This window comes from Halomonas jincaotanensis (assembly GCF_018448785.1).
GTDB lineage: Bacteria > Pseudomonadota > Gammaproteobacteria > Pseudomonadales > Halomonadaceae > Halomonas > Halomonas jincaotanensis.
This window is the reverse complement of the sequence record NZ_JAHCLU010000017.1, coordinates 1-21,361: the sequence shown is the minus strand read 5'-3', so window position 1 is coordinate 21,361 and position 21,361 is coordinate 1. Positions and strand designations below refer to the sequence as shown.

The following is a 21,361-nucleotide window of genomic DNA, read 5'->3' as shown; positions in this document are numbered from 1 at the left end:
AATGACCCACTACGTGATCCTTGAAGGCGTGATCGCCTTCCTGCTGGTAGCCGGCGGCGCCTTCGTGCTGATCGGCTCGCTGGGCATGGCCCACCTGCGCGACTTCTACATGCGCCTGCATGGCCCCACCAAGGCCACCACCCTGGGCATCGGCTGCATGCTGATGGCCTCGATGCTGTATTTCTGGGTCGTGGACGGCAGGCCCGACGCCCAGGAAGTGCTGATTACGTTGTTCCTGTTCATCACCGCACCGGTCAGTGCCCACCTGATGGCCAAGACAGGGCTTCACATGCAGCTTCGCCACGTCGACAAGACACAAGGGCGCCCTTCCGAGCTGCGCGAGGAGGAAATCGGCGAGAAGCCGGTGCCGCACCCTGACCGCGGCCACGGCTGAGGGCGGCTAAAGCCAGCCGCCCAGCTCGTTGCGGATGATCGTCAGCAAGGCGGCGATATGATCGTCGCGGTCGTTGAGGCAGGGAACATAAGTGAATGTTTCGCCCCCAGCGGCTTCGAAGCTCTCCTTGATCTCTTCGTTGATCTCCTCGAGCGTCTCCACGCAGTCCGACGAGAACGCCGGAGACACCACCGCGATGTGCTTCTTGCCCTGCCGGGCCAGCTCGGCGACGTGATCAACAGTCGCTGGGCCTACCCACTCTTCTGGGCCGAACTTCGACTGGAAGGTCGTGACGATATCCTCATCGCGCCAGCCCAACCGCTCCTTGAGCAACCGCGTGGTCTTTTGGCACTGGCAATGGTAGGGATCGCCTTCCATCAGGTAGCGCTTGGGGACGCCATGATAGGAGGCCACCAGCACGTCGGGGGTCGACTCGGCGGCCGCGTAGGCCTCGCGGACCGAGTTGCTGAGGGCCTCGAGGTAGTCCGGGTGCTCGAAGTAGGCGGGCACCGTGCGCAGCGACGGCTGCCACTTGAGCGTCATCAGGGTGCGAAAGACCTGGTCGTTGGCCGTGGCGGTCGTCGGACCGGCATATTGCGGGTAGAGCGGAAAGAACAGGATCTTCTCGCAGCCCTGCGCCTGCAAGCGTCGCAGCACGCTGTCGGTGGAGGGGTTACCGTAGCGCATGCAGAAATCCACCACCACGTCCTCGCCATAGGCCTCGTGAAGGCCCTCGGCGATCTTGAGCGTCTGGTCGCGTGTCGTCGTCAGCAGCGGGCTCTCGTCTTTTTCGGTGTTCCAGATTCCCCGATAGGCCTCGCCGGACTTGAAGGGCCGCCGGGTCAGTATCACCAGCTGCAGCAGGGGTTGCCAGAGCCAGGCGGAATAGTCGACGACTCGCTTGTCGGAGAGAAACTCGCTGAGGTAACGGCGCATCGACCAATAATCGGTGGCATCCGGGGTACCCAGGTTGGCCAGCAGCACCCCGACCTTCTTGCGCGGCACCGCCGGGTGGTCGGCCGGGGCGTGAGCCAGGCGGCCACTGCCAGGTGGATCAATTTCCGTAGTCTCTGAACGCATGCGCTGGGTTCCTCCGGTCGCTATCGGGTGTGGAACAATAGTCTATCAGGCAGATCGCCACGAGACAGGATGAAGTTGTACTATGGGGCTTATTTGTACAGCTTGAGGTACAAAATGTCGCATCCCCTGGTACTGGTGCTCGGCGACCAGCTGAGCCTGGATCTGCCGAGCCTTGCCGAGCTGCCCGAGGGTGGCGTGGTGACGATGTGCGAGGTCGCCGCCGAGGGCCGCTACGTCGCCCACCATCCGCAGAAGATCGCGCTGTTCCTGACGGCCATGCGCCACTTCGCCGAGTCGCTGAAACAGCGTGGTATCAGGGTGCACTACAGCGCGCTGGACGATCCCGACAATACCCAAGACCTTCTCGACGAGGCCGAACGAGTCGCCAGGCTCTACCACTGCGACGAGATTCGCGTGGTACGCCCGGGAGAGTGGCGGCTATGGGAGGCGATGCAGGCACGCCGCCAGGCGTCGCTGCCCTGGCGGCTTATCGAGGATAACCGCTTCTTCACCACGCCCGCGGACTTCGCCGACTGGGCGCGAGGCAGAAAGCAGCCGCGGCTCGAGTACTTCTACCGAGAGCAGCGCAAGCGCACAGGCCTGCTGATGGAGGGCGAGCACCCTGCTGGCGGGCGCTGGAACTTCGATCGTGACAATCGCGAACCGCTGCCGAAAGATGTCACGTTCCCCACACTCCCCAGGCATGCGCATGACGCCATCACTCGGGACGTCCTGACGCTGGTGGCCGAACACTTCGGTGACCACTTCGGCAGCCTGGAAGGCTTCAACTGGCCGGTGACCCGCCGCCAGGCGCTGGTTGACCTGCGCCACTTCATCCGCCACTCGCTGCCCGACTTCGGCCGCTTCCAGGATGCCATCAGCGATGCCGAGCCTGTGCTCTACCATTCACGCCTTTCGGCAGCGCTCAATCTCGGGCTACTCTCGCCCCGGGAAGTCTGCGAGGCCGCCGAGGGTGCCTGGTATCGTGGTGAGGCACCGCTAAACAGTGTCGAAGGATTCATTCGGCAGATCCTTGGCTGGCGCGAATACGTGCGCGGGCTCTACTGGACCCGGATGCCCGACTACAAGCGTGGCAACCGGCTCGCGGCCGAGCGTGGCCTGCCGGCCTTTTTCTGGAGCGGCGACACCGAATTGCGCTGTCTGCGGCGCGCCATCGAGATGACCCGTGACAATGCCCATGCCCACCACATCCAGCGATTGATGGTCACCGGAAACTTTGCGCTGCTGTGCGGCGTGGCACCCGAGGCGCTCTGCGACTGGTATCTCGCGGTCTACGCGGATGCCAGCGAATGGGTAGAGCTGCCCAATACTCTGGGCATGGTGCTGCACGCCGATGGCGGCCTGATGGGCTCCAAGCCCTACTCTGCCTCCGGCAAGTATATCGACCGAATGTCGGACCATTGTGGTCGCTGCCGCTACGACCCCAAGCAGGTCACCGGCGCCAGGGCCTGCCCATTCAACAGCCTCTACTGGCGTTTCCTCGAGCGACACGCCGATACGCTGTCGAGCAACCCACGCATGAAGCTGATCTACGGCTCGCTTGCGCGCATGAGCGACGACAAGCGCGATGCCATGCGCCAGCAGGCCGAGGCCTTCCTGGCCGGGCTGGATGCCGCCCCCGCCTATGGCCAGGGTCACCAGCACCGCCTGCACCGTCACGGTTATCATCCACCCGAGGAGAACGCACAATGAACCGATCCGCCACCCTGCATGCCCAGGCGCCGGTCACCCTCTATCACGACGGCCAGTGTCCGCTGTGCCAGCGAGAGGTCGCTTGGCTGACGCGTCATCCGCGTCGAGAGCGCGTGGCGCTGGTGGATATTCAGGCGCCCGGCTTCGATGCCGGCGCACTCGGCACTAGCTTCGAATCGATGATGGGCAGGTTGCACCTACGCGACGCGCAGGGGGGCTGGTTTATCGGCATGGACGCCAGCCGCGCACTCTATGCCGTGCTGGGCTATCGGCGACTGGTATGGCTAAGCTGTCTACCGGGATTGGCAGGCATGCTAAACGCCGGATATGGTTGGTTTGCCCGGCGCCGGGTGTGCTTCGGGCATTGGCTTAAACAACGATAACGCCAGCGTTGAGATGGGATCAGAAAACCAGCGGCATGCGCGATGTCAGCGGATCGTTGTAGTGCGCCTCACGACCGATCATCTCGTCGTGGGGCACCTGCTGGACCAGATAGGCACGATGAATGCCAGCCCGTTTGAGTTCTAGATAGACGTCGTCGAGCGAACGAAACAGCCCGGGCTTGCCACGTCGGGTGATCATGTGGCGCCGGCCTTCCCCATCCTCGAGTTCGACCTGATAGAAATGACTGCCGGCGTGGGTGATGACGCGGACTTCAATATTGTCATGCCGTGCCACGAAGTCCTTGAGTTCCTGAAATTCCATGGCTAATGCCTCCTTGGTGGGCAGGTCGTTGATGTCATGGCACATCGGTCGAGCAAAAGAGGGTATTGAGAAGCCCCGATGCCCAGCCTGGCAGCGCCTGATGACAATCCTATGTCATTGACATGTAACCCTTACGACCCTGACCAACCCGTCAGGTTCCTGACCTACTGCCCACCTTCCCGCCCTATTAATAATCAGCGGGGTCGATCGCTTTGCCCAGCGACCGGCGGTCCACCCACTTGCCCGCGCGAGTCTCCTTGTAGCGGAACACCACCCTGTCGCCGACTGCGACCGGAACTTCCGAATCTTCAGTCTGATAGCTGTATGCCTCGCCATCCACCACCAGGTGGTAGCGGTAGAGGTCGGGCATGCCCAACCACTCCTTGAAGGGACCTTCGCGTTCGAGTGACTGCAACTCGCCTCGTCCTTCCAATTTCGGGGTCCGCTGCCGGTTATTGCGCCGGAATCCACCTGCCATGATGCCTCCTTCACGTGGGAACAAGCCGCGGATTATACGGGGCACGCCCCCGGGCTCAAGGGAGAATTAGTCGCCGAACGCCTGTCCATAGCTGTCGGGCGCGAGATCCTCGAAACGCGTGTACTTACCAATGAAGGCCATGTGCACAGTACCGATAGGCCCGTTACGCTGCTTGCCGATGATCAGCTCGGCGATCCCCTGGTTATCGGGATTGTCGGGGTTGTACACCTCGTCACGATAGACGAAGGCGATGATGTCGGCATCCTGCTCGATGGCCCCGGACTCGCGCAAGTCGGACATCACCGGGCGCTTGTTGGGGCGCTGTTCAAGCGAACGGTTGAGCTGGGAGAGCGCGACCACCGGGCAGCCAAACTCCTTTGCCAGTCCCTTGAGCGAGCGCGAGATTTCCGAGATCTCGCCGGTTCGGTTCTCCGAAAAGCCGGGGATTTGCATCAGCTGAAGATAGTCGATCATGATCAGCGACATGTTGCCGTGCTCGCGCATCAGGCGACGCACCCGCGAGCGCATCTCGTTGGGTGAGAGGGCCGCGGTATCATCGATGAACAGCTGCTTGTCCTTGAGCAGATTGACCGCTGAAGTCAGCCGGGGCCAGTCCTCGTCCTCGAGCTGTCCGGTACGCACCCGGGTCTGGTCGATGCGCCCCAGCGAGGAGAGCATGCGCAGCATCAGCGAATCGGCGGGCATTTCCATCGAAAACACCATCACTGGCTTGTCGCTGGCGATCACCGCGTGCTCGACCATGTTCATCGCAAAAGTCGTCTTGCCCATTGAGGGTCGACCGGCAATGATCACCAGATCCGAGGGCTGCAAACCCGACGTCATTTCGTCGAAATCGCGAAAGCCGGTGGACAGTCCGGTCATCTCGCCCTGCATGTTGAACAGCTCGTCAATGCGGTCGACCGCCTTGGCCAGCAGCTCACTCATGCCGATGGGGCCGCCCGACTTGGGACGCTCTTCGCTGATCTGGAAGACCAGTCTTTCGGCCTCGTCGACCAGTTCGTCCGCCGGGCGGCCCTGGGGGCTGAAGGCACCCTCGGCGATCTGACTCGCAGCACGGATCAGCTTACGCAGGGTGGCGCGTTCGCGAACGATGTCGCAGTAAGCGCGAATATTGCTCGCCGATGGCGTATTGCGCGCCAGCTCGGCCAGATAGGCCAGCCCACCGACCGTATCCAGCTGGTCTCGGCCTTCCAGGGACTCGGAGAGCGTTACGACATCCAGGGGGCGGGCGCCTTCGGCCAGGCTGACCATGACATTGAAGATCAGTCGATGCTCGTAGCGATAAAAGTCGTCTGCCACCAGGCGCTCGGAGACGTTGTCCCAGGCCAGGTTATCGAGCATCAGGCCACCCAGTACCGACTGCTCGGCTTCAAGCGAATGCGGCGGCACCTTGAGGGCGGCGGTTTCCTGATCGAACTCGAGAGTGTCGTTCATGATAGAGCAGTTCTCGGATGAGACGGCTGGAATAGTTTACTTCAACGTCATGCCCTTCCACAGGACAGCATGACGCAAGCGCTACGACAGACACCTTGGCTCGCGATGTCGCGCCACGCCTTCAGCCGAGCAAAAGAAAGAGGCGCAGGGACTCGGTCCCCACGCCTCCTGAGCATACTTTCTACCAGGCCAATTTACTCGGCCACCACCACGACGCGCACGGTAGCGTTGACTTCGGCATGCAGATGCAGGGCGATGTCGTATTCGCCGGTCTGACGGATCGGACCTTCCGGCATGCGCACTTCGCTCTTGGCGACGTCGATGCCGGCGGAGGCGATGGCCTCGGCCAGATCACGCGGCCCGATGGACCCGAAGAGCTTGCCTTCGTCACCAGCCTTGGACACCAACGACAGTTCGATCTCGTTCAGCTGGGCGGCACGACCTTCGGCCTCGGCCTTGCGGTCGGCGGCCTGGGCTTCAAGCTCATTACGCTGAGCCTCGAACGCGGCGACGTTCTCCTTGGTTGCCGGCACGGCCAAGCCGTAGGGCACCAGGTAATTGCGGCCGTAGCCAGGCTTGACAGTGACTTGGTCGCCCAGCCCCCCCAGCTTGCCAATCTTGTCTAGCAGAATGACGTTCATCTCGTAAACCTCTTGTCAGTGGCGACTGGCCAGACGCCCGCGAAAATCCGCGAAGACATCAATGAAGGCCAGCAGCAGCACGATGAGAATCGTGGGCCAGGTGGTGATCAACAACGCATAGAAGGCGACCAGCCACAACCCATTCATTCCCTTTAAACCAATAACCCCATGAACCAGCGCGATCCCCCCGACCAACAAGGGCACCCACAGCAGCATGCCCAGCCCCGGAAGCCCCAACAGCATGCCAATCACCACGAGAGCCACCAGCACGGCGAGCTCTTTGACGGTCAAACGCAGGCCGTGAAATTCCTCGCGAAACCCGCCAGGGTTGTAAAGCCCCGCCTGCCAACTGCGTGCCAGCGCCAGACAACCCACTGCGGCGAGCAGTACGATCAGGCCGGTGATGCCGCTGATCAGAAGTGAAGCCAACTGCTCGGTGTCCATCCCCTGCCGGGTTAGCTCGGTGAGCATGGACTCGATTTCCGGCGACCCCTGGCGCAACTGCTCCAGCATTGGGCCCGCGCCTCCCGGCGGCAGGAATATCCCTAACTGGATCATGCCTGCACCGACCAGGGCGCCAGCGATCAAGGCTTCGCTCCAGCGCATTCGGGAGCGAAGCACCACGGCCATCAGCGTGACCAGCAGAATGCTGGCCAGCGGAATGGCATCACCCCGCGTCCACCACCAGCCTGCCGGCAACGCGGCAGCCACGATCACCGGCAGCGCCGGGGCCATGCCACGCCTCAGGGTGACCAGTGCGGTGATCGCGGCCCCCAGCCAGAATAGCCATGGGATGAGCGTCGCGATGACCACTCCCCCAATGGCATAGGGCGTACCACGCATCGTCCATCGGGCGATCGGCAGCATCTTGCCAGTGCTTACTGGTGGCTATCGGTGTAGGGCAATAGCGCCAGGAAGCGTGCCCGCTTGATCGCGGAGGACAGCTGGCGCTGATAACGAGCCTTGGTCCCGGTGATGCGGCTGGGAACGATCTTGCCGGTCTCGGTAACGTAGGCCTTGAGCGTGTCCAGATCCTTGTAATCGATCTGCTTCACGCCTTCAGCGGTAAAACGACAGAACTTGCGGCGACGGAAAAAACGTGCCATGAAAAGACTCCTTCAACGTGCGATGGGTGGGCTTAAGCGGTTTCAGCGCTGCGTGGCTTGTCTTCGCGACGCGGGCGCTTCTCTTCCGCCGGCTTCATCATCGGCGACGCCTCGGTGATCGCCTCTTTCTCGCGCACCACCAGGCTACGAATGATGGCATCGTTGAAGCGGAAGATGTTCTCGATTTCGTCGAGGGTCTCGCCGCTGCACTCGATGTTCATCAACACGTAGTGAGCCTTGTGAATCTTGTTGATTGGGTAAGCCATGTGGCGGCGGCCCCAATCTTCCAGGCGATGCACAGTACCGCCATTCTCGGTGACGAGGCCGGTGTAGCGCTCGACCATGGCAGGAACCTGCTCGCTCTGGTCCGGATGGACCATGAAGACGATTTCGTAATGACGCATTGAATCTCCTTGCGGTTTGGCAGCTTCCGCATTGAGGATGTCGATCGCTCATGGGAAGCAAGGAGTGATTGTCAAGAATTCTTGACAGCAAGCGAAGTGACTTGCCATACACCACACCCGCTCGAGAGATGAACGGGCGCAGGTATTCTATTGAGCTCAGCCTTCGGATGCAAGAAAGCGCTGGCGAACCGCTTCGAAAAGGCAAATACCCGTGGCCACCGACACATTCAGGCTGGAGACACTGCCAGCCATGGGAAGCTTGACCAGGGTGTCGCAAGCCTCGCGAGTCAGCCGACGCATACCTTTGCCTTCCGCGCCCATCACGAGCGCTACCGGGCCGGTAAAATCGGTCTCAAACAGGGTTGCTTCGGCTTCACCTGCAGTACCCGTGATCCAGACGCCACCGGCCTTCAACCTGGCCATGGCCCTGGCCAGGTTGGTGACCTGATACACCGGCACGCTCTCTGCCGCCCCACAAGCCACCTTACGTACCGACGCATTGAGGGGGGCAGCCTTGTCCTTGGGCACGATCACACCGTGAGCTCCGGCGGCATCGGCGCTACGCAGGCAAGCACCGAAGTTGTGCACATCGGTGATGCCATCCAGCACCAGCAGCAAGGGAGGCGCCGCTTGGGTCCAGCTGTCGAGACGCCACCAAAGCGTCGTCTCGGACTCGAAGGCCAGCGGCGTGGTGAAGGCCACAACTCCTTGGTGAGCAGTCCCCTGAGCCAAACGCTCGAGGTCATCCCGAGGTCGGGCCTTGATGCGAGCACCGCTCCGGCGGGCCGACTCGACCAGCTCGGCGAGCCGCGCGCCCGCATCGCCTTCCTGAATCCAGAGCTCGCGCGGTATTTCGTTACGCTCCAGTAAGGCACGTACTGCATGCACACCGAACACGGCCTCGAGGCCGCCGGGGGCGCTTCCGCCCCGCCGGGAACTGCGTTTCTTCATGCCCATGGAATCACTTTGCCGGCCTCACGATGACGAGGAAATTCGGCAAGAAGCGCTCCTGCCGAGACGAACGACGCGCTCATCGCTTGCCGCTACGCCGGGGCCCCCGTCGCTTGCCCTTCGGCTTGGTGTCACCCTTGGCATCCACCTTGGCTTCGCCCTGTTCAGCCTTGGGCGGCTTACCGCCAGCTTTAGCCCGACCCTTGCTTGGTGCTGCATCCACGGCACGCCGACGGCGCGGCTGGCGCTTGGGTCGTGGCTTGTCATCGGCCAGTTCGAAGTCGATCTTGCGATCGTTGAGATCGACACGCGCCACCTGCACGGTGACGCCATCGCCCAGGCGGTAGCTCATGCCGCTGCGCTCGCCCTTGAGACGATGCTTTTCCGGCTCGTAATGATAGTAGTCGGAGGGCAGCGAGGTGACGTGCACCAGGCCCTCAACATAGAAGTCGTCGAGGCGGACGAAAATACCGAACTGGGTCACCGAGGCTATGGTGCCGTCGAAGATTTCTCCCAGCTTGTCCGACATGAACTCGCACTTGAGCCAATCGTCCACGTCACGGGTGGCGTCATCGGCTCGCCGCTCGGTCATCGAGCAGTGCTCGCCCAGCTCAAGCATCTGCTCGAAGGTATAGGGCGCCCATTTGCTCGGTGGCTCCACCGGCGCCCCCTCGGCACGCAGCACGGTATTGGTCTTGCGTGGACCGCGGATCACCGAGCGGATCGCCCGATGCACGAGCAGATCAGGATAGCGCCGGATCGGTGACGTGAAGTGGGCGTAGGCCGGATAAGCCAATCCGAAGTGGCCATCGTTCTGCGGCGAATAGACGGCACGGCTCATGGAGCGCAGCATCACCGTCTGGATAACGTCGAAGTCGGGACGTTCCTTGATCGCCTCGGCCAGATCGCGATAATCCTGCGGTGTCGGCTCGTCGCCGCCCCCCAGCGACAGGCCCAGTTCATTGAGAAACAGCCGCAGCTTGTCGAGTCGTTCAGGCGAGGGCCGTTCGTGGATACGATAGAGCGCCGGGAGATCATGCTTGTCGAGGAAGCGAGCGGTCGCGACGTTGGCCGCCAGCATGCATTCCTCGATGATCTTATGCGCGTCGTTGCGCGAGCGCGGCACGATCTTCTCGATCTTGCGCTCGTCATTGAAGACGATTTCCGTCTCGGTGGTCTCGAAATCGATGGCGCCACGCTCGACTCGCGCCTGGCGCAGCACGGTATAAAGCTCATGAAGGTTCTTCATCGACGGGACCAGCTCGCGATACTGCTCGCGCAGCGCCTCGCCCGCTTCGCCTTCATCGTGCAGGACGGCCGCCACCTTGTTGTAAGTCAGTCGGGCGTGGGAGCGGAACACCGCCTCATAGAAGCGATAACGGCTGATGGCTCCCGTCTTGGCGATGTTCAGCTCACAGACCAGCGCCAGGCGGTCGACCGCCGGGTTAAGCGAGCACAGCCCGTTGGAGAGCAACTCCGGCAACATCGGGACGACCTGACCGGGGAAATACACCGAATTGCCACGACGGATCGCCTCGTGATCCAGGGCGCTGCCGGGGCGCACATAGTGCGAAACGTCGGCAATCGCCACCAGCAGCTTCCAGCCACCGGACTTGGTCTTCCAGGCGCAGACAGCATCGTCGAAGTCCTTGGCGGATTCATCGTCGATGGTCACCAGCGGCACATCGCGCAGGTCGACGCGATGATGCTTGTCGTCTTCGGCCACCTCAGCAGACATCTCGGCAATCTGGTCATGGACCTCCGGTGGAAACTCGGCCGGAATCTCGTAGCTGCGGATGGCGATATCGATTTCCATCCCCGGGTCCATGCGCTCGCCGAGCACTTCGATCACCTCGCCCACCGGCTGCACCCGGGTTTCGGGTTGCTTGACGATGCGCGCCGAAATCACTTGTCCATCCTTTGCTCCACCACAGGCGCTATGGGGAATAATCACTTCCAGAGGGATACGCGGGTTCTCAGGAATCAACACCCCGAACTCGGGCGTATTCTCACGATAGACACCGACGATCGTCTGGGTATTGCGCGACAACACCTCGGCGATAGTGGCCTCATCTCGACCGCGACGATCACGGCCACTGATGCGCACGAGAACGTAATCGCCATGAAAGACGCGACGCATCTGCCGCGGCGATATCACCAGATCGGGCTTCTTGCCGTCGTCACGCAACAGAAAGCCGAACCCATCACGATGCCCCAGCACCTTGCCCTTGATGAGGTCGAGCTTGTCGATCAGCGCATAGGCATTGCGGCGATTGCGCAAGACCTGCCCGTCACGCTCCATGGCCGCCAGGCGGCGACGCACGGCTTCCTGAAGATCCTCGTCTTCCAGGCCCAGCAGTTGGCTCATTGCCTCGTGGGTGATCGGCTTGCCGACCTGCTCGAGACGGGACAGGAGGTATTCGCGGCTGGGAGCGGGTTTGTCGTACTTATGGGCCTCGCGGCTGGCATGCGGATCGTCGCTGAGCGTCCAATGGGTCATGCGGAGAGCATCCTTGGCTGAGTCTGTGACGACATGAAAAAGGCGGCGTCTGAGCGCCGCGAGCCTGAGGCCTGATATTGCGGATAGTTTGTCATGCGCGCAGTATAGCGCCGCCGTCGCCGCGACCCAACCTTGGCGCGTCGCATGACGGTACAAGAGGGCGAAAAAATCCCCTTTGAGTGGTGGCAGGCCTATTGCAATAACGGCCGGATCCGGTAACATGCGCATCGCCTGCCCAGGTGGCGGAATTGGTAGACGCGCTAGCTTCAGGTGCTAGTGTCCGTATGGACGTGGAGGTTCAAGTCCTCTCCTGGGCACCATCGCTTTCAAGACGATGACTGTACTGTCAATGGCGACAGCAAGGCTGTTACAGGCTAAAGGCTTTTCAGAAGACAGATCGCTCGATCTTGCATGATGCGCCCAGGTGGCGGAATTGGTAGACGCGCTAGCTTCAGGTGCTAGTATCCGTAAGGATGTGGAGGTTCAAGTCCTCTCCTGGGCACCATCTCTTTGCCGCCTCATGCACACGCCCTGTTGGACGCTTTAGTCACTAACATCAAACCGCGTTTCAGTCGCGGTTTTTTTGTGCCTGCCATATAGGTCTGCACTATAAACAGTGTCATGAGATAGTGTGATGCGCCTCAGAAACGCGCCGGCAGGTCAGCCACGTCATCGAGTTGCCAACCCGCCGTGATCACCTCCGCTTCCAACGCGTCGGCCGCCTCGACACTCAGCCCGGGAAAGAAATCCAGACCGGTACGTGCCTCGATGGCGTCGATGCTGACCAGAAAATCGTCCAGCGGCTCGTTGCCGCTGACCTCTTGCGGCATGAGAAACGCGAGCGCGCGTGGCTCCTCGCCCGGCACTACCAGAATCTTGTAGAACGCTTGTGGCACCTCAACCAGGCCGACACGCCGGGTGACGTTATCAAGAAAGCGTTCAGGAAAAACTGGCCCTGTAATCACCTGAACGATGCCGAAATGAGGAACAAAGTGATCCATCACCACTTCTTCCAAGCGCTGCCAGAGACGCCGATTCAGATCGGGCCGCTGGGGCACCATGTTGCTCATCAGGAAAGTCTGCTCTTGTGCATCGGCGCCATGCACCGCGGCAATGGCGTAATTCGGTGCCAGATGACCCCGGTCGTAGCCGCTGCCGGCGTAGCTGTCAGTGCCCACGGGCCAAAGCGTTCGCCAGTCGCGGCGAAAGCTGGGGCGTGGCCCGGCACGCGGGTCCTCGACGGCATTGAGCAGGTAACTGACCCACAGGGCGTTGACCCGCACGTCCGACCAGCCCAGCAAGTAGCCATCATTGCGCAGCACGCGATGAAAGCTGGTAGGGGTCAGTTGCTGCCACTCCGGCACGCCCATCCAACTGAGCCGGTCGCGGTAGTCGCGCTCCTGGGCATACCAGAGCCCAGAGCCCACCACGACGAACAGCAGGGTAATGCCGAAACGACGCGCCTTGCGGCGCCAGCGAAAGGTCATGCGTCAGCGTGTCCTTGCAGAAGGGATCGTGTCGGTGGGTTACCACCCTAACGAAAACATGGTTTCCAGGTCGTGCCGGGAGTGCACCTGCATGGCATTGAGGGTCTCGGTATCGCGAATGCCTTCGACGGTGTTGAGTCGCTCGGTGACCAGATCCGCCAGGCTCTCGAAGTCGCGGGTGCGGGCAATCGCCACTAGGTCATAGCGCCCACAGGTGGAATAGACTTCGCTGATTCCCTCGACATCGGCAAGGCGTTCGGCGACCGCCTTGACCTGCCCCTTGTCAGTATTAATCAGTATTACGGCATTCTGCATTGAGCATCTCTCCTTTTCAGGAATGAGGACACGGTCGTCCAAGGCGTCACCGGCACTGGCGCGAGTATAGCAATGCCTGGCCCTGCCCGGCATCCATGGCCGGCGAGATCCAATTGGGCCATCGCGACCGATTGCCGCATTAGCGCAGGTTAGATCGCGAAGCGGCGGTCACTCGACTAAGCTGAAGTGAGTCTGCGTTAAAGCATTGATCATTCACAATCGCTTCAACCGTGGACGCAAGCCGGCAGTCGTCCGCAGAGACGATACCCGGCAGTAAAGCATACGGGCAAGATGTCATGCCCGACCGTGGCAAGTCGCCAAACCGTGATGAGGAGATACCATGGCTGATAATAGCCGGCGTGATTTCATGCGCAATAGCTTGCTGGGCCTCGCCGCCCTACCGCTAGGCGCAGGCATCATATCCAAGACTGCGTTTGCCCAGGAGCTGCCTCGACTCGATCCTGAATCGGATCAGGCTCAGGCGCTCAACTACGTCGAAGCTGCCGAGGACGCCAGCGATCACCCCGCCTACGAGGAAGGCGAGGTATGCGATAACTGCATGTTCTGGCAACCGGATACCGAAGGCTGCCAGCTATTCCCGCAACATAGTGTTGAGCCCAAGGGCTGGTGCCAGTCCTGGACAGCCGCCGGCTGAACGCTCGCGACTGACAGTACGCAAACCACGACACCCGCGCCGATGGCGCGGGTGTCGTGGTCTCGCGCATATGCCCCGTTCGGCTGCCTTGACCCGACGGGCCCGCCCAGAGTGGGCTTATTCCTGCTTGATCTCGTCGGGAAGGGGCCACTGATAGCGCCTTACCACTTCGTCGCTCTCTAGCGACTCCAGCCTGACCGGGAATCCCCAGAGCTGATGCAGGTGTCGTATCACCGGGTACACGCTACGGGCCAGCGGTCGGCGACTGTCCTGGACATGACGCAGCGTGAGTGAGCGATCCCCGCGGATATCTGCCGAATAGATCTGGATATTTGGCTCGCGCACCGAAAGGGCATATTGCGTGGCGAGCGCCTCACGCACGCGTCGGTAGCCACGCTCGTCGTGAATCGCCGCGACCTCGAGCATTTCCTCCTGGTCGTCGTCGACCACCATGAACAGTTTGAGGTCGCGAATGACGCGGGGCGACAAGAACTGCTGAATGAAAGACTCATCCTTGAAGTTGCGCATGGCGAATTCCAGCGTCTCCCGCCAATCGCTGCCAGCGATGTCGGGAAACCATTCCCGATCCTCGTCGGTAGGCGATTGGCAGACCCGCTTGAGGTCGGTGAAAATCGCGAATCCCAGCGCGTAGGGGTTGATACCGCTGAAGTAGGGGCTATCGAAGGCAGGCTGGTTGACCACCGCGGTATGTGACTGCAGAAACTCCAGGATCAATCCTTCATCGACCAGCCCTTCATCGAAGAGCCGGTTCATGAGGGTGTAATGCCAGAAGGTCGCCCAGCCTTCGTTCATTACCTGTGTCTGGCGCTGCGGGTAGAAATACTGGGCGAGCTTGCGCACGATACGCACGACCTCGCGCTGCCAGGGCGCCAGCAATGGTGCATTCTTCTCGATGAAATAGAGCAAGTTTTCTTGAGGCTCGACGGGATAGCGCCCTCCGTCATGGAGGCCCAGCGGATCTTCCTCACCCCGGCCGGCGGCCAGGATCTCCGATGCCGAGGACGTGGGAATGGTGCGCCACAGGGTGTTGACCTGGGCTTGCAGATACGCCTCACGCTCCTCCTGTCGCTGCGACTCCTCGGCGGCCGAGATCGGCGAAGGCCGCTTGTAGCGGTCGACCCCGTAATTCTGCAACGCGTGGCAGGCGTCGAGCAGTTGCTCGACGGCCGTGACGCCGTGGCGCTCCTCGCACTCGGCGATGTACTTGCGGGCAAATACCAGGTAATCGATGATCGAGGAGGCGTCGGTCCAGGTGCGAAACAGATAGTTGCCCTTGAAGAAGGAGTTGTGGCCGTAGCAGGCGTGGGCCATCACCAGCACCTGCATCATCAGGGTGTTTTCCTCCATCAGGTAGGCAATGCAGGGGTCTGAATTGATGACCAACTCGTAGGCCAGGCCCATCTGCCCACGGCGGTAGGCCTGTTCCACAGCAAGGAATTGCTTACCGAAGGACCAGTGGGAGTAACCCACCGGCATGCCCACACTGGCGTAGGCATCCATCATCTGTTCGGTGGTGATGATCTCGATCTGATTGGGGTAGGTGTCCAGTCGATACTCGTCGGCGAGACGGGCGATCTCATCCTCGAACTCGGTGAGAATGGCAAAATTCCAGTCGGAGCCCGTGGCGATTGGCTTGCGTCGGGTCATCAATGCCTCCTTGGTCGCTTGCCCTCGTTGTCAAGGGCTGGCGACGCGGCGCTTGAACAACTCTCGGAACACCGGGTAGATATCACCGGCCTCGACGATCTGGCGCATGGCAAAGCGCGCCGGAAACTCGGCGGCCACGTTCTGGTATTCCTCCCATAAAGCTTGGTGGGCATGGGGCGTAATTTCCACATAGGTGAAATACTGCAGGCGTGACATCAAGCGCTCGACCAGCAGATCCCGGCAGGTAGCGGAATCGTCGTCCCAGTTGTCGCCATCCGATGCCTGGGCAACGTAAAGATTCCACTGCCCCGGTGGGTAACGGTCGGCGATGATCTCGTCGACCAGCGTCAGGGCACTGGACACGATGGTGCCGCCGGTTTCGCGCGAATAGAAGAATTCCTCTTCGTCGACCTCCTTGGCCGCCGTATGGTGGCGCACGAACACCAGTTCGACCTTCTCGTAATTACGCTCCAGAAACAGATAGAGCAGCAGGAAGAATCGCTTGGCGATGTCCTTGTGTGACTGGGTCATCGAGCCCGAGACATCCATCACGCAGAACATCACCGCCTTGCTAGAAGGCTGTGGCTGATTGGTCAGATTGTTGTAGCGCAGGTCGTAGGTATCGATGAAAGGCACAGCTTCCATTCGCTTCTCGAGACGCGCAATCTCCTCCTTGAGTTCGCTGATACGTGCAGGGTTACGCAGCACCGGATCCTTGCGCTCCTCGGCTTCAAGGGCCTCATTCGCTTCGCGCAGCGCTCGTCGAATGGGGGCCCGCATGGCAATTCGCCGTGCATGCGCCTCACGCATCGAACGCACGATATTCATGCGAGCCGGCACCCCTTGACGGGAAATGCCTGCCCGAACCGGCCTCACCTCATCGAGATCGACCAGCGCCTTGCGTTCCAGATGAGGCAACTCCAACCCATCGAAGACGAAGTCGAGAAACTCCTCGCGACTCAGCGTGAAGGCGAACTCATCCACTCCCTCACCCTGATTGGAGGCGCTCCCCTCACCTGCCCCGCCACCGCCGCCCCCACCGGGGCGGCGCAGCCGGTCACCCTCGGTGAACTCACGGTTACCAGGAGTGACGACGGTACGCTTGCCACCCGAGCCATGCTGGAAGACCGGCTCGGAGATGTCACGGGCCGGAATCGACACCTTTTCGCCACGCTCCATGTCGGTGATGGAGCGTCGATTGACTGCCTCCTCGACCGATCGCTTGATATGCTTTCGGTAGCGATCGAGAAAGCGCTGGCGATTGACAGCACTCTTGTGCTTGGCATTGGCGCGTCGATCGATGAAATAGCTCATGCAGACCTCCCTGCCGGTGGTCGTCGCCTGATCATTGCGATTTGCGGACTCGCAGGTACCACTCGGAAAGCAGGCGTACCTGTTTCTCGGTATACCCTCGATCCACCATTCGCGCCACGAAGTCCTCATGCTTGCGCTGGTCGGATGCCGAGGCCTTGGCGTTGAAGGAAATGACCGGCAACAGTTCCTCGGTATTGGCAAACATCTTGTGTTCGATAACGCCGCGCAGCTTCTCGTAGGACTGCCAACTGGGATTCATGCCATTGTTCTGGGCACGTGCCCGCAACACAAAGTTAACCACCTCGTGGCGGAAATCCTTGGGGTTGGAAATCCCTGCCGGCTTCTCGATCTTCTCCAGTTCCTCGTTAAGTGACTGACGGTTGAGGAACTCGCCGGTTTCAGGATCGCGGTATTCTTGATCCTGAATCCAGAAGTCCGCGTAGGTGACGTAGCGATCGAAGATGTTCTGGCCATATTCGGAATAGGACTCCAGATAGGCCGTCTGGATTTCCTTGCCGATGAAATCCACATAGCGCGGCGCCAGAAACTCCTTGATGAAGCGCAGATAGCGCTCGAAGGTCTCGCGCGGCAGCTGCTCCTGCTCGAGGCGCTGTTCGAGCACATACAAGAGGTGTACCGGGTTGGCGGCAATCTCATGATTGTCGAAGTTGAATACCTTGGAGAGAATCTTGAAGGCAAAACGCGTGGAGAGGCCATCCATGCCCTCGTCGACCCCGGCGGCGTCACGATATTCCTGTATCGACTTGGCCTTGGGGTCGGTGTCCTTGAGATTCTCGCCGTCGTAGACACGCATCTTGGAATAGATACTCGAGTTCTCGGGTTCCTTGAGTCGCGAGAGTACCGAGAACTGCGCCAGCATGCGCAGAGTGTCCGGGGCACAGGGTGCCTCGGCCAGCGACGAGTGCTCGAGGAGCTTCCTGTAGATGTTGATCTCCTCGGTGACCCTCAGGCAGTAGGGCACCTTGACCATGTAGACACGATCGAGAAAGGCCTCGTTATTGCGATTGTTGCGAAAGGTTTGCCATTCGCTTTCATTGGAATGGGCCAGGACGATGCCGTCGAAGGGAATTGCCCCCATGCCCTCGGTCGGGTTGTAGTTGCCCTCCTGAGTCGCGGTCAAGAGGGGATGCAGCACCTTGATCGGCGCCTTGAACATCTCGACGAACTCCATCAGGCCCTGGTTGGCTCGACACAGTCCTCCCGAGAAGCTGTAGGCATCGGGGTCATCCTGCGAATAGAGTTCCAGTTGGCGGATGTCGACCTTACCCACCAGGGAGGAAATGTCCTGGTTGTTCTCGTCTCCGGGCTCAGTCTTGGAGATGGCGATCTGATTCAGCCGCGACGGATACAGACGCACCACCCGAAACTTTGCCACGTCGCCACCGTATTCCTTGAGGCGCTTGGCCGCCCAGGGCGACATCACGCTCTTCATATAACGCGCGGGGATGCCGTATTCCTTCTCGAGCAGCTCGCCGTCCTCTTCGGGTGAAAAAAGACCCAGCGGAGACTCGTAGACCGGTGACCCCTTGATGGCATAGAACGGCACATGCTCCATAAGAAGCTTGAGGCGCTCCGCAAGCGACGACTTGCCGCCGCCTACCGGCCCAAGCAGGTAAAGAATCTGCTTACGCTCCTCGAGCCCTTGGGCGGCATGACGGAAATAGGCCACGATCTGCTCGATCGCCTCTTCCATGCCGTAGAATTCGGCGAATGCCGGATAGCGGCGAATCACCTTGTTGGAAAATATCCGCGACAACCGCGAATCCTTCGCGGTATCGATCACTTCGGGCTCGCCGATGGCCTCCAGCATCCGCTCGGCCGCGCTGGCGTAAGCCACTGGCTCCTGGCGACAGAGTTCCAGATATTCCTGCAGGCTCATTTCTTCCTGCTGAACACGAGCGAAGCGGTTCTGCACATGATCGAAGATGCTCATCGATACCTCCTGTATGCCCATTTCCCCCGACCTCCCCATTGTATAGGGATCAATCGCGGTGGGGTCTCAACAGCGTAGACAGCATCAGCGGATAAGGGGTTGCCGAGCAAATCAACGCACGAGCCCTCACTGGTGAGAACCCGAGTGTGCACAGGCAGTTCATGGAAAAACTGTGCAGTGTTAAACGCTACAAGGACGCTAGCGCCACATGACGTGCCAGAAGATAGGCGATGTTATAACGACGATGCGAGCCGCGTCCCCTGATCGATGGCGCGCTTGGCGTCGAGCTCGGCGGCTTTTTCGGCACCGCCGATCAGGTGCACCACCACGCCGGCTGCCTGCAATGGCATGAAGAGTTCGCGCACCGGTTCCTGCCCAGCACAGATCACGATGCTGTCCACGTCAAGGCATCGCGATTCGCCCTCGAGGCGTATATGCAAGCCCTCGTCGTCAATTCGCAGATACTCGCAGCCGGTGAGTGTCTCCACGCCATGCTGCCTGAGCGAGGCGCGATGGACCCAGCCTGTCGTCTTGCCCAACCCCTTGCCAGGCTTGCTGGACTTGCGCTGCAACAACATGACCTGGCGGCCAATCGGCGGGGAAACCGGCGTCGCAAGGCCACCTTGCTCGGCCACGGTAATATCCACGCCCCATTCGGCACGCCAGGCCGCTGCATCCAGGCTGGGCTGGCCAGAGTGACTCAGTAATTCAGCGACATCGAAGCCGACCCCCCCTGCCCCGATAATCGCGACCCGCCTGCCCACTCTCTCGGGGTGGGTGATGGCCTCGGGATAACTGATCACCGAGGAATGTTCGATCCCGGGAATGGTCAGGGGACGCGGTCGCACGCCACTGGCCAGCACCACGGCATCGAATCCGCGCAGCGTGTCCATCGTTGCTTCGCGGTCGAGCTTAATTACCACGCCGTGTTTTTCCAGCATGACCCGGTAATAACGCAATGTCTCGGCAAACTCTTCCTTGCCGGGAATGCGTCGCGCGTAGTTGAACTGCCCGCCCAGCGCGGAGCCGCGCTCGAAAAGCGTAACGCGATGACCGCGCTGTGCCGCCGTCAACGCCGCCGCCATCCCCGCCGGACCACCGCCGACAACGGCGATGTCGCGAACTGTTTCAGTTGCCTCGATAAGCAGCTCGGTCTCGTGGCAGGCGCGCGGATTAACCAGGCAAGAGGTCAGCAGTCCCTGGAAGGTATGATCCAGGCAGGCCTGGTTGCAGGCGATACAGGTGTTGATCTCGTCGTCGCGACCGGCGGCCGCCTTGCGGATCCAGGCCGGGTCCGCGAGAAAGGGACGCGCCATGGACACCATGTCGGCGTGCCCCTCGGCGAGCACCCTCTCGGCCACCTCGGGCATGTTGATGCGATTGGTGGTAATCAACGGTATTGTCACCTCCGCCCGCATACGCCGTGACACCTCGGTGAAGGCGGCACGCGGCACGCTGGTGACGATGGTCGGCACGCGGGCCTCATGCCAGCCGATGCCGGTATTGATGACATCGGCGCCAGCCGCCTCGATGGCACGACCTAGTGCCACGACCTCGTCCCAAGTGCCGCCCTCTTCCACCAGATCGATCATCGACAAGCGGAAGATGAGCAGGAAGTCGCTCCCCACTGCTTGACGGATTCGCCTAACGATCTCGACGGCTAAGCGCAGGCGGTTCTCGAGACACCCTCCCCACTGGTCCGTTCGGCGGTTGGTACGAGGACACAGGAACTGATTGATCAGATAGCCCTCCGAGCCCATTACCTCGACACCGTCGTAGCCGGCGGCCTGTGCAAGGGAGGCGCAGCGCACGTAGTCATCGATCTGGCGAGCCACTTCATCGGTAGAAAGTTCACGAGGCATGAAGAGGTTGATGGGTGCCTGGATGGCCGATGGTGCCACCAGATCGGGGGAATAAGCGTAACGACCGGCGTGCAGGATCTGCAGGCAGATATGGGCACCCTCTGCATGGACTGCCTCGACGACGGGGCGATGCCGCTCGGCCTCGTCCCGTGTGGTCAGCATGGCAGCCCCCTGGAAGACGGAGCCCTCGACATTGGGCGCGATACCTCCGGTCACGATCAGACCCACGCCCTCACGGGCCCTTTCGGCATAAAACGCCGCCAGGCGTGCAAAACCGTTCGGCGCCTCTTCAAGATTGGTGTGCATGGAGCCCATCAGCACCCGGTTGGGCAGCGTCAGCGGGCCAACCCTCAAGGGGCGAAACAGATGGGGAGTGTCGCTCACGGCCGAGATCCTCGCAGTCGTCATCGCCGGTATTCAAACAACTGTATGACAGTCGGCAGGGAGACGCAAAAAATGACCAAGGGTAGGCCTGGCCGGTCCGGCCTTGGAGAGATAGTCGGAATAGAACAGATGGACAGCGCCAGCGAAGCGCACTCAGGCGAGAAACGTTTCGCACACGAAAACCCCGAGGCCAGGGAACCTCGGGGTCAGGAATTCAAGATGGCGGACCGGACGGGACTCGAACCCGCGACCTCCGGCGTGACAGGCCGGCATTCTAACCGACTGAACTACCGGT

20 protein-coding genes and 2 tRNA genes are annotated in these 21,361 nt (G+C 61.0%); 6 read left to right on the top strand and 16 right to left on the bottom strand.

What is annotated here, in order from left to right; translation table 11 throughout:
- The first annotated feature begins 1 nt into the window (after position 1).
- Positions 2 to 394 carry a Na+/H+ antiporter subunit G gene (locus KG088_RS14690; RefSeq protein ID WP_213826595.1) on the top strand — a complete coding sequence of 131 codons (393 nt, stop codon included), beginning with the start codon at positions 2 to 4 and terminating at the stop codon, positions 392 to 394.
- Between the two features lie 6 nt (positions 395 to 400).
- Here the strand turns inward: KG088_RS14690 and hemH are convergent, their stop codons facing one another.
- Positions 401 to 1,474, bottom strand: coding sequence for a ferrochelatase (gene hemH / locus KG088_RS14685; RefSeq protein WP_213826593.1), 1,074 nt, complete (start codon positions 1,472 to 1,474; stop codon positions 401 to 403).
- A gap of 114 nt (positions 1,475 to 1,588) precedes the next feature.
- On the opposite strand from hemH, the gene KG088_RS14680 reads away from it, so the two are divergent.
- Positions 1,589 to 3,187 carry a cryptochrome/photolyase family protein gene (locus KG088_RS14680; RefSeq protein ID WP_213826591.1) on the top strand — a complete coding sequence of 533 codons (1,599 nt, stop codon included), beginning with the start codon at positions 1,589 to 1,591 and terminating at the stop codon, positions 3,185 to 3,187.
- Positions 3,184 to 3,570: a thiol-disulfide oxidoreductase DCC family protein gene (locus tag KG088_RS14675; RefSeq protein WP_213826588.1), complete on the top strand. Its 387-nt coding sequence runs from the start codon at positions 3,184 to 3,186 to the stop codon at positions 3,568 to 3,570. The genes KG088_RS14680 and KG088_RS14675 overlap by 4 nt, the downstream gene beginning before the upstream one ends.
- Before the next feature lie 19 nt (positions 3,571 to 3,589).
- Here the strand turns inward: KG088_RS14675 and KG088_RS14670 are convergent, their stop codons facing one another.
- From KG088_RS14670 to rnr, 9 genes are all read right to left on the bottom strand, one after another.
- Positions 3,590 to 3,892, bottom strand: a complete 303-nt coding sequence (locus KG088_RS14670; RefSeq protein WP_213826586.1) for a DUF6482 family protein — start codon at positions 3,890 to 3,892, stop codon at positions 3,590 to 3,592.
- A gap of 187 nt (positions 3,893 to 4,079) precedes the next feature.
- Positions 4,080 to 4,370 carry a Hint domain-containing protein gene (locus KG088_RS14665; RefSeq protein ID WP_213826584.1) on the bottom strand — a complete coding sequence of 97 codons (291 nt, stop codon included), beginning with the start codon at positions 4,368 to 4,370 and terminating at the stop codon, positions 4,080 to 4,082.
- A gap of 66 nt (positions 4,371 to 4,436) precedes the next feature.
- The gene (dnaB, locus tag KG088_RS14660; protein WP_213826583.1) at positions 4,437 to 5,825 is read right to left on the bottom strand and encodes a replicative DNA helicase; all 1,389 of its coding nucleotides are present in this window, start codon (positions 5,823 to 5,825) and stop codon (positions 4,437 to 4,439) included.
- Between the two features lie 194 nt (positions 5,826 to 6,019).
- Positions 6,020 to 6,466: a 50S ribosomal protein L9 gene (gene rplI / locus KG088_RS14655; RefSeq protein ID WP_213826581.1), complete on the bottom strand. Its 447-nt coding sequence runs from the start codon at positions 6,464 to 6,466 to the stop codon at positions 6,020 to 6,022.
- Between the two features lie 15 nt (positions 6,467 to 6,481).
- Positions 6,482 to 7,333: a hypothetical protein gene (locus KG088_RS14650; RefSeq protein WP_213826579.1), complete on the bottom strand. Its 852-nt coding sequence runs from the start codon at positions 7,331 to 7,333 to the stop codon at positions 6,482 to 6,484.
- An 11-nt stretch (positions 7,334 to 7,344) separates the two neighbouring features.
- A complete protein-coding gene (gene rpsR, locus KG088_RS14645) occupies positions 7,345 to 7,572 on the bottom strand; it encodes a 30S ribosomal protein S18 (RefSeq protein ID WP_213826576.1) in 228 nt (75 codons plus the stop codon).
- A gap of 32 nt (positions 7,573 to 7,604) precedes the next feature.
- Positions 7,605 to 7,976 carry a 30S ribosomal protein S6 gene (gene rpsF, locus KG088_RS14640; RefSeq protein ID WP_213826574.1) on the bottom strand — a complete coding sequence of 124 codons (372 nt, stop codon included), beginning with the start codon at positions 7,974 to 7,976 and terminating at the stop codon, positions 7,605 to 7,607.
- Positions 7,977 to 8,132: 156 nt separating this feature from the next.
- Positions 8,133 to 8,927, bottom strand: coding sequence for a 23S rRNA (guanosine(2251)-2'-O)-methyltransferase RlmB (gene rlmB / locus KG088_RS14635; RefSeq protein WP_213826572.1), 795 nt, complete (start codon positions 8,925 to 8,927; stop codon positions 8,133 to 8,135).
- 79 nt (positions 8,928 to 9,006) lie between these two features.
- Positions 9,007 to 11,427, bottom strand: a complete 2,421-nt coding sequence (gene rnr, locus KG088_RS14630) for a ribonuclease R (protein WP_213826570.1) — start codon at positions 11,425 to 11,427, stop codon at positions 9,007 to 9,009.
- Positions 11,428 to 11,660: 233 nt separating this feature from the next.
- Here rnr and KG088_RS14625 point away from each other — a divergent pair.
- A tRNA-Leu gene (locus KG088_RS14625) sits at positions 11,661 to 11,747 on the top strand.
- 98 nt (positions 11,748 to 11,845) lie between these two features.
- A tRNA-Leu gene (locus tag KG088_RS14620) sits at positions 11,846 to 11,932 on the top strand.
- A gap of 136 nt (positions 11,933 to 12,068) precedes the next feature.
- Here the strand turns inward: KG088_RS14620 and KG088_RS14615 are convergent.
- The gene (locus KG088_RS14615; RefSeq protein ID WP_213826569.1) at positions 12,069 to 12,914 is read right to left on the bottom strand and encodes a DNA/RNA non-specific endonuclease; all 846 of its coding nucleotides are present in this window, start codon (positions 12,912 to 12,914) and stop codon (positions 12,069 to 12,071) included.
- 39 nt (positions 12,915 to 12,953) lie between these two features.
- The gene (locus KG088_RS14610; RefSeq protein WP_213826567.1) at positions 12,954 to 13,229 is read right to left on the bottom strand and encodes an Lrp/AsnC family transcriptional regulator; all 276 of its coding nucleotides are present in this window, start codon (positions 13,227 to 13,229) and stop codon (positions 12,954 to 12,956) included.
- Between the two features lie 340 nt (positions 13,230 to 13,569).
- On the opposite strand from KG088_RS14610, the gene KG088_RS14605 reads away from it, so the two are divergent.
- Positions 13,570 to 13,884: a high-potential iron-sulfur protein gene (locus KG088_RS14605; protein WP_213826565.1), complete on the top strand. Its 315-nt coding sequence runs from the start codon at positions 13,570 to 13,572 to the stop codon at positions 13,882 to 13,884.
- A 117-nt stretch (positions 13,885 to 14,001) separates the two neighbouring features.
- Here the strand turns inward: KG088_RS14605 and KG088_RS14600 are convergent, their stop codons facing one another.
- The 4 genes from KG088_RS14600 to KG088_RS14585 all read right to left on the bottom strand — a co-directional run bounded on the left by KG088_RS14600 (position 14,002) and on the right by KG088_RS14585 (position 21,090).
- Entirely contained in the window at positions 14,002 to 15,552 is a 1,551-nt protein-coding gene (locus KG088_RS14600) for a SpoVR family protein (RefSeq protein ID WP_213826563.1), read from the bottom strand.
- 30 nt (positions 15,553 to 15,582) lie between these two features.
- Positions 15,583 to 16,866, bottom strand: a complete 1,284-nt coding sequence (locus KG088_RS14595) for a YeaH/YhbH family protein (RefSeq protein WP_213826561.1) — start codon at positions 16,864 to 16,866, stop codon at positions 15,583 to 15,585.
- A 31-nt stretch (positions 16,867 to 16,897) separates the two neighbouring features.
- Positions 16,898 to 18,820 (bottom strand): PrkA family serine protein kinase, encoded by a 1,923-nt coding sequence (locus tag KG088_RS14590; RefSeq protein ID WP_213826559.1) that lies wholly within the window; start codon positions 18,818 to 18,820, stop codon positions 16,898 to 16,900.
- A 233-nt stretch (positions 18,821 to 19,053) separates the two neighbouring features.
- Positions 19,054 to 21,090 carry an NADPH-dependent 2,4-dienoyl-CoA reductase gene (locus KG088_RS14585; RefSeq protein WP_213826557.1) on the bottom strand — a complete coding sequence of 679 codons (2,037 nt, stop codon included), beginning with the start codon at positions 21,088 to 21,090 and terminating at the stop codon, positions 19,054 to 19,056.
- Positions 21,091 to 21,361 lie beyond the last annotated feature (271 nt).

Coding starts and splice junctions, on each gene's coding strand:
- KG088_RS14690 (WP_213826595.1), top strand. CDS start 2: ATGACCCACTACGTGATCCTTGAAGGCGTGATCGCCTTCCTGCTGGTA.
- KG088_RS14680 (WP_213826591.1), top strand. CDS start 1,589: ATGTCGCATCCCCTGGTACTGGTGCTCGGCGACCAGCTGAGCCTGGAT.
- KG088_RS14650 (WP_213826579.1), bottom strand. CDS start 7,333: ATGCTGCCGATCGCCCGATGGACGATGCGTGGTACGCCCTATGCCATT.
- dnaB (WP_213826583.1), bottom strand. CDS start 5,825: ATGAACGACACTCTCGAGTTCGATCAGGAAACCGCCGCCCTCAAGGTG.
- KG088_RS14585 (WP_213826557.1), bottom strand. CDS start 21,090: ATGACGACTGCGAGGATCTCGGCCGTGAGCGACACTCCCCATCTGTTT.
- rpsR (WP_213826576.1), bottom strand. CDS start 7,572: ATGGCACGTTTTTTCCGTCGCCGCAAGTTCTGTCGTTTTACCGCTGAA.
- rpsF (WP_213826574.1), bottom strand. CDS start 7,976: ATGCGTCATTACGAAATCGTCTTCATGGTCCATCCGGACCAGAGCGAG.
- rlmB (WP_213826572.1), bottom strand. CDS start 8,927: ATGAAGAAACGCAGTTCCCGGCGGGGCGGAAGCGCCCCCGGCGGCCTC.
- KG088_RS14670 (WP_213826586.1), bottom strand. CDS start 3,892: ATGGAATTTCAGGAACTCAAGGACTTCGTGGCACGGCATGACAATATT.
- KG088_RS14610 (WP_213826567.1), bottom strand. CDS start 13,229: ATGCAGAATGCCGTAATACTGATTAATACTGACAAGGGGCAGGTCAAG.
- rnr (WP_213826570.1), bottom strand. CDS start 11,427: ATGACCCATTGGACGCTCAGCGACGATCCGCATGCCAGCCGCGAGGCC.
- KG088_RS14590 (WP_213826559.1), bottom strand. CDS start 18,820: ATGAGCATCTTCGATCATGTGCAGAACCGCTTCGCTCGTGTTCAGCAG.
- KG088_RS14605 (WP_213826565.1), top strand. CDS start 13,570: ATGGCTGATAATAGCCGGCGTGATTTCATGCGCAATAGCTTGCTGGGC.
- rplI (WP_213826581.1), bottom strand. CDS start 6,466: ATGAACGTCATTCTGCTAGACAAGATTGGCAAGCTGGGGGGGCTGGGC.
- KG088_RS14600 (WP_213826563.1), bottom strand. CDS start 15,552: ATGACCCGACGCAAGCCAATCGCCACGGGCTCCGACTGGAATTTTGCC.
- KG088_RS14665 (WP_213826584.1), bottom strand. CDS start 4,370: ATGGCAGGTGGATTCCGGCGCAATAACCGGCAGCGGACCCCGAAATTG.
- KG088_RS14595 (WP_213826561.1), bottom strand. CDS start 16,866: ATGAGCTATTTCATCGATCGACGCGCCAATGCCAAGCACAAGAGTGCT.
- KG088_RS14615 (WP_213826569.1), bottom strand. CDS start 12,914: ATGACCTTTCGCTGGCGCCGCAAGGCGCGTCGTTTCGGCATTACCCTG.
- hemH (WP_213826593.1), bottom strand. CDS start 1,474: ATGCGTTCAGAGACTACGGAAATTGATCCACCTGGCAGTGGCCGCCTG.
- KG088_RS14675 (WP_213826588.1), top strand. CDS start 3,184: ATGAACCGATCCGCCACCCTGCATGCCCAGGCGCCGGTCACCCTCTAT.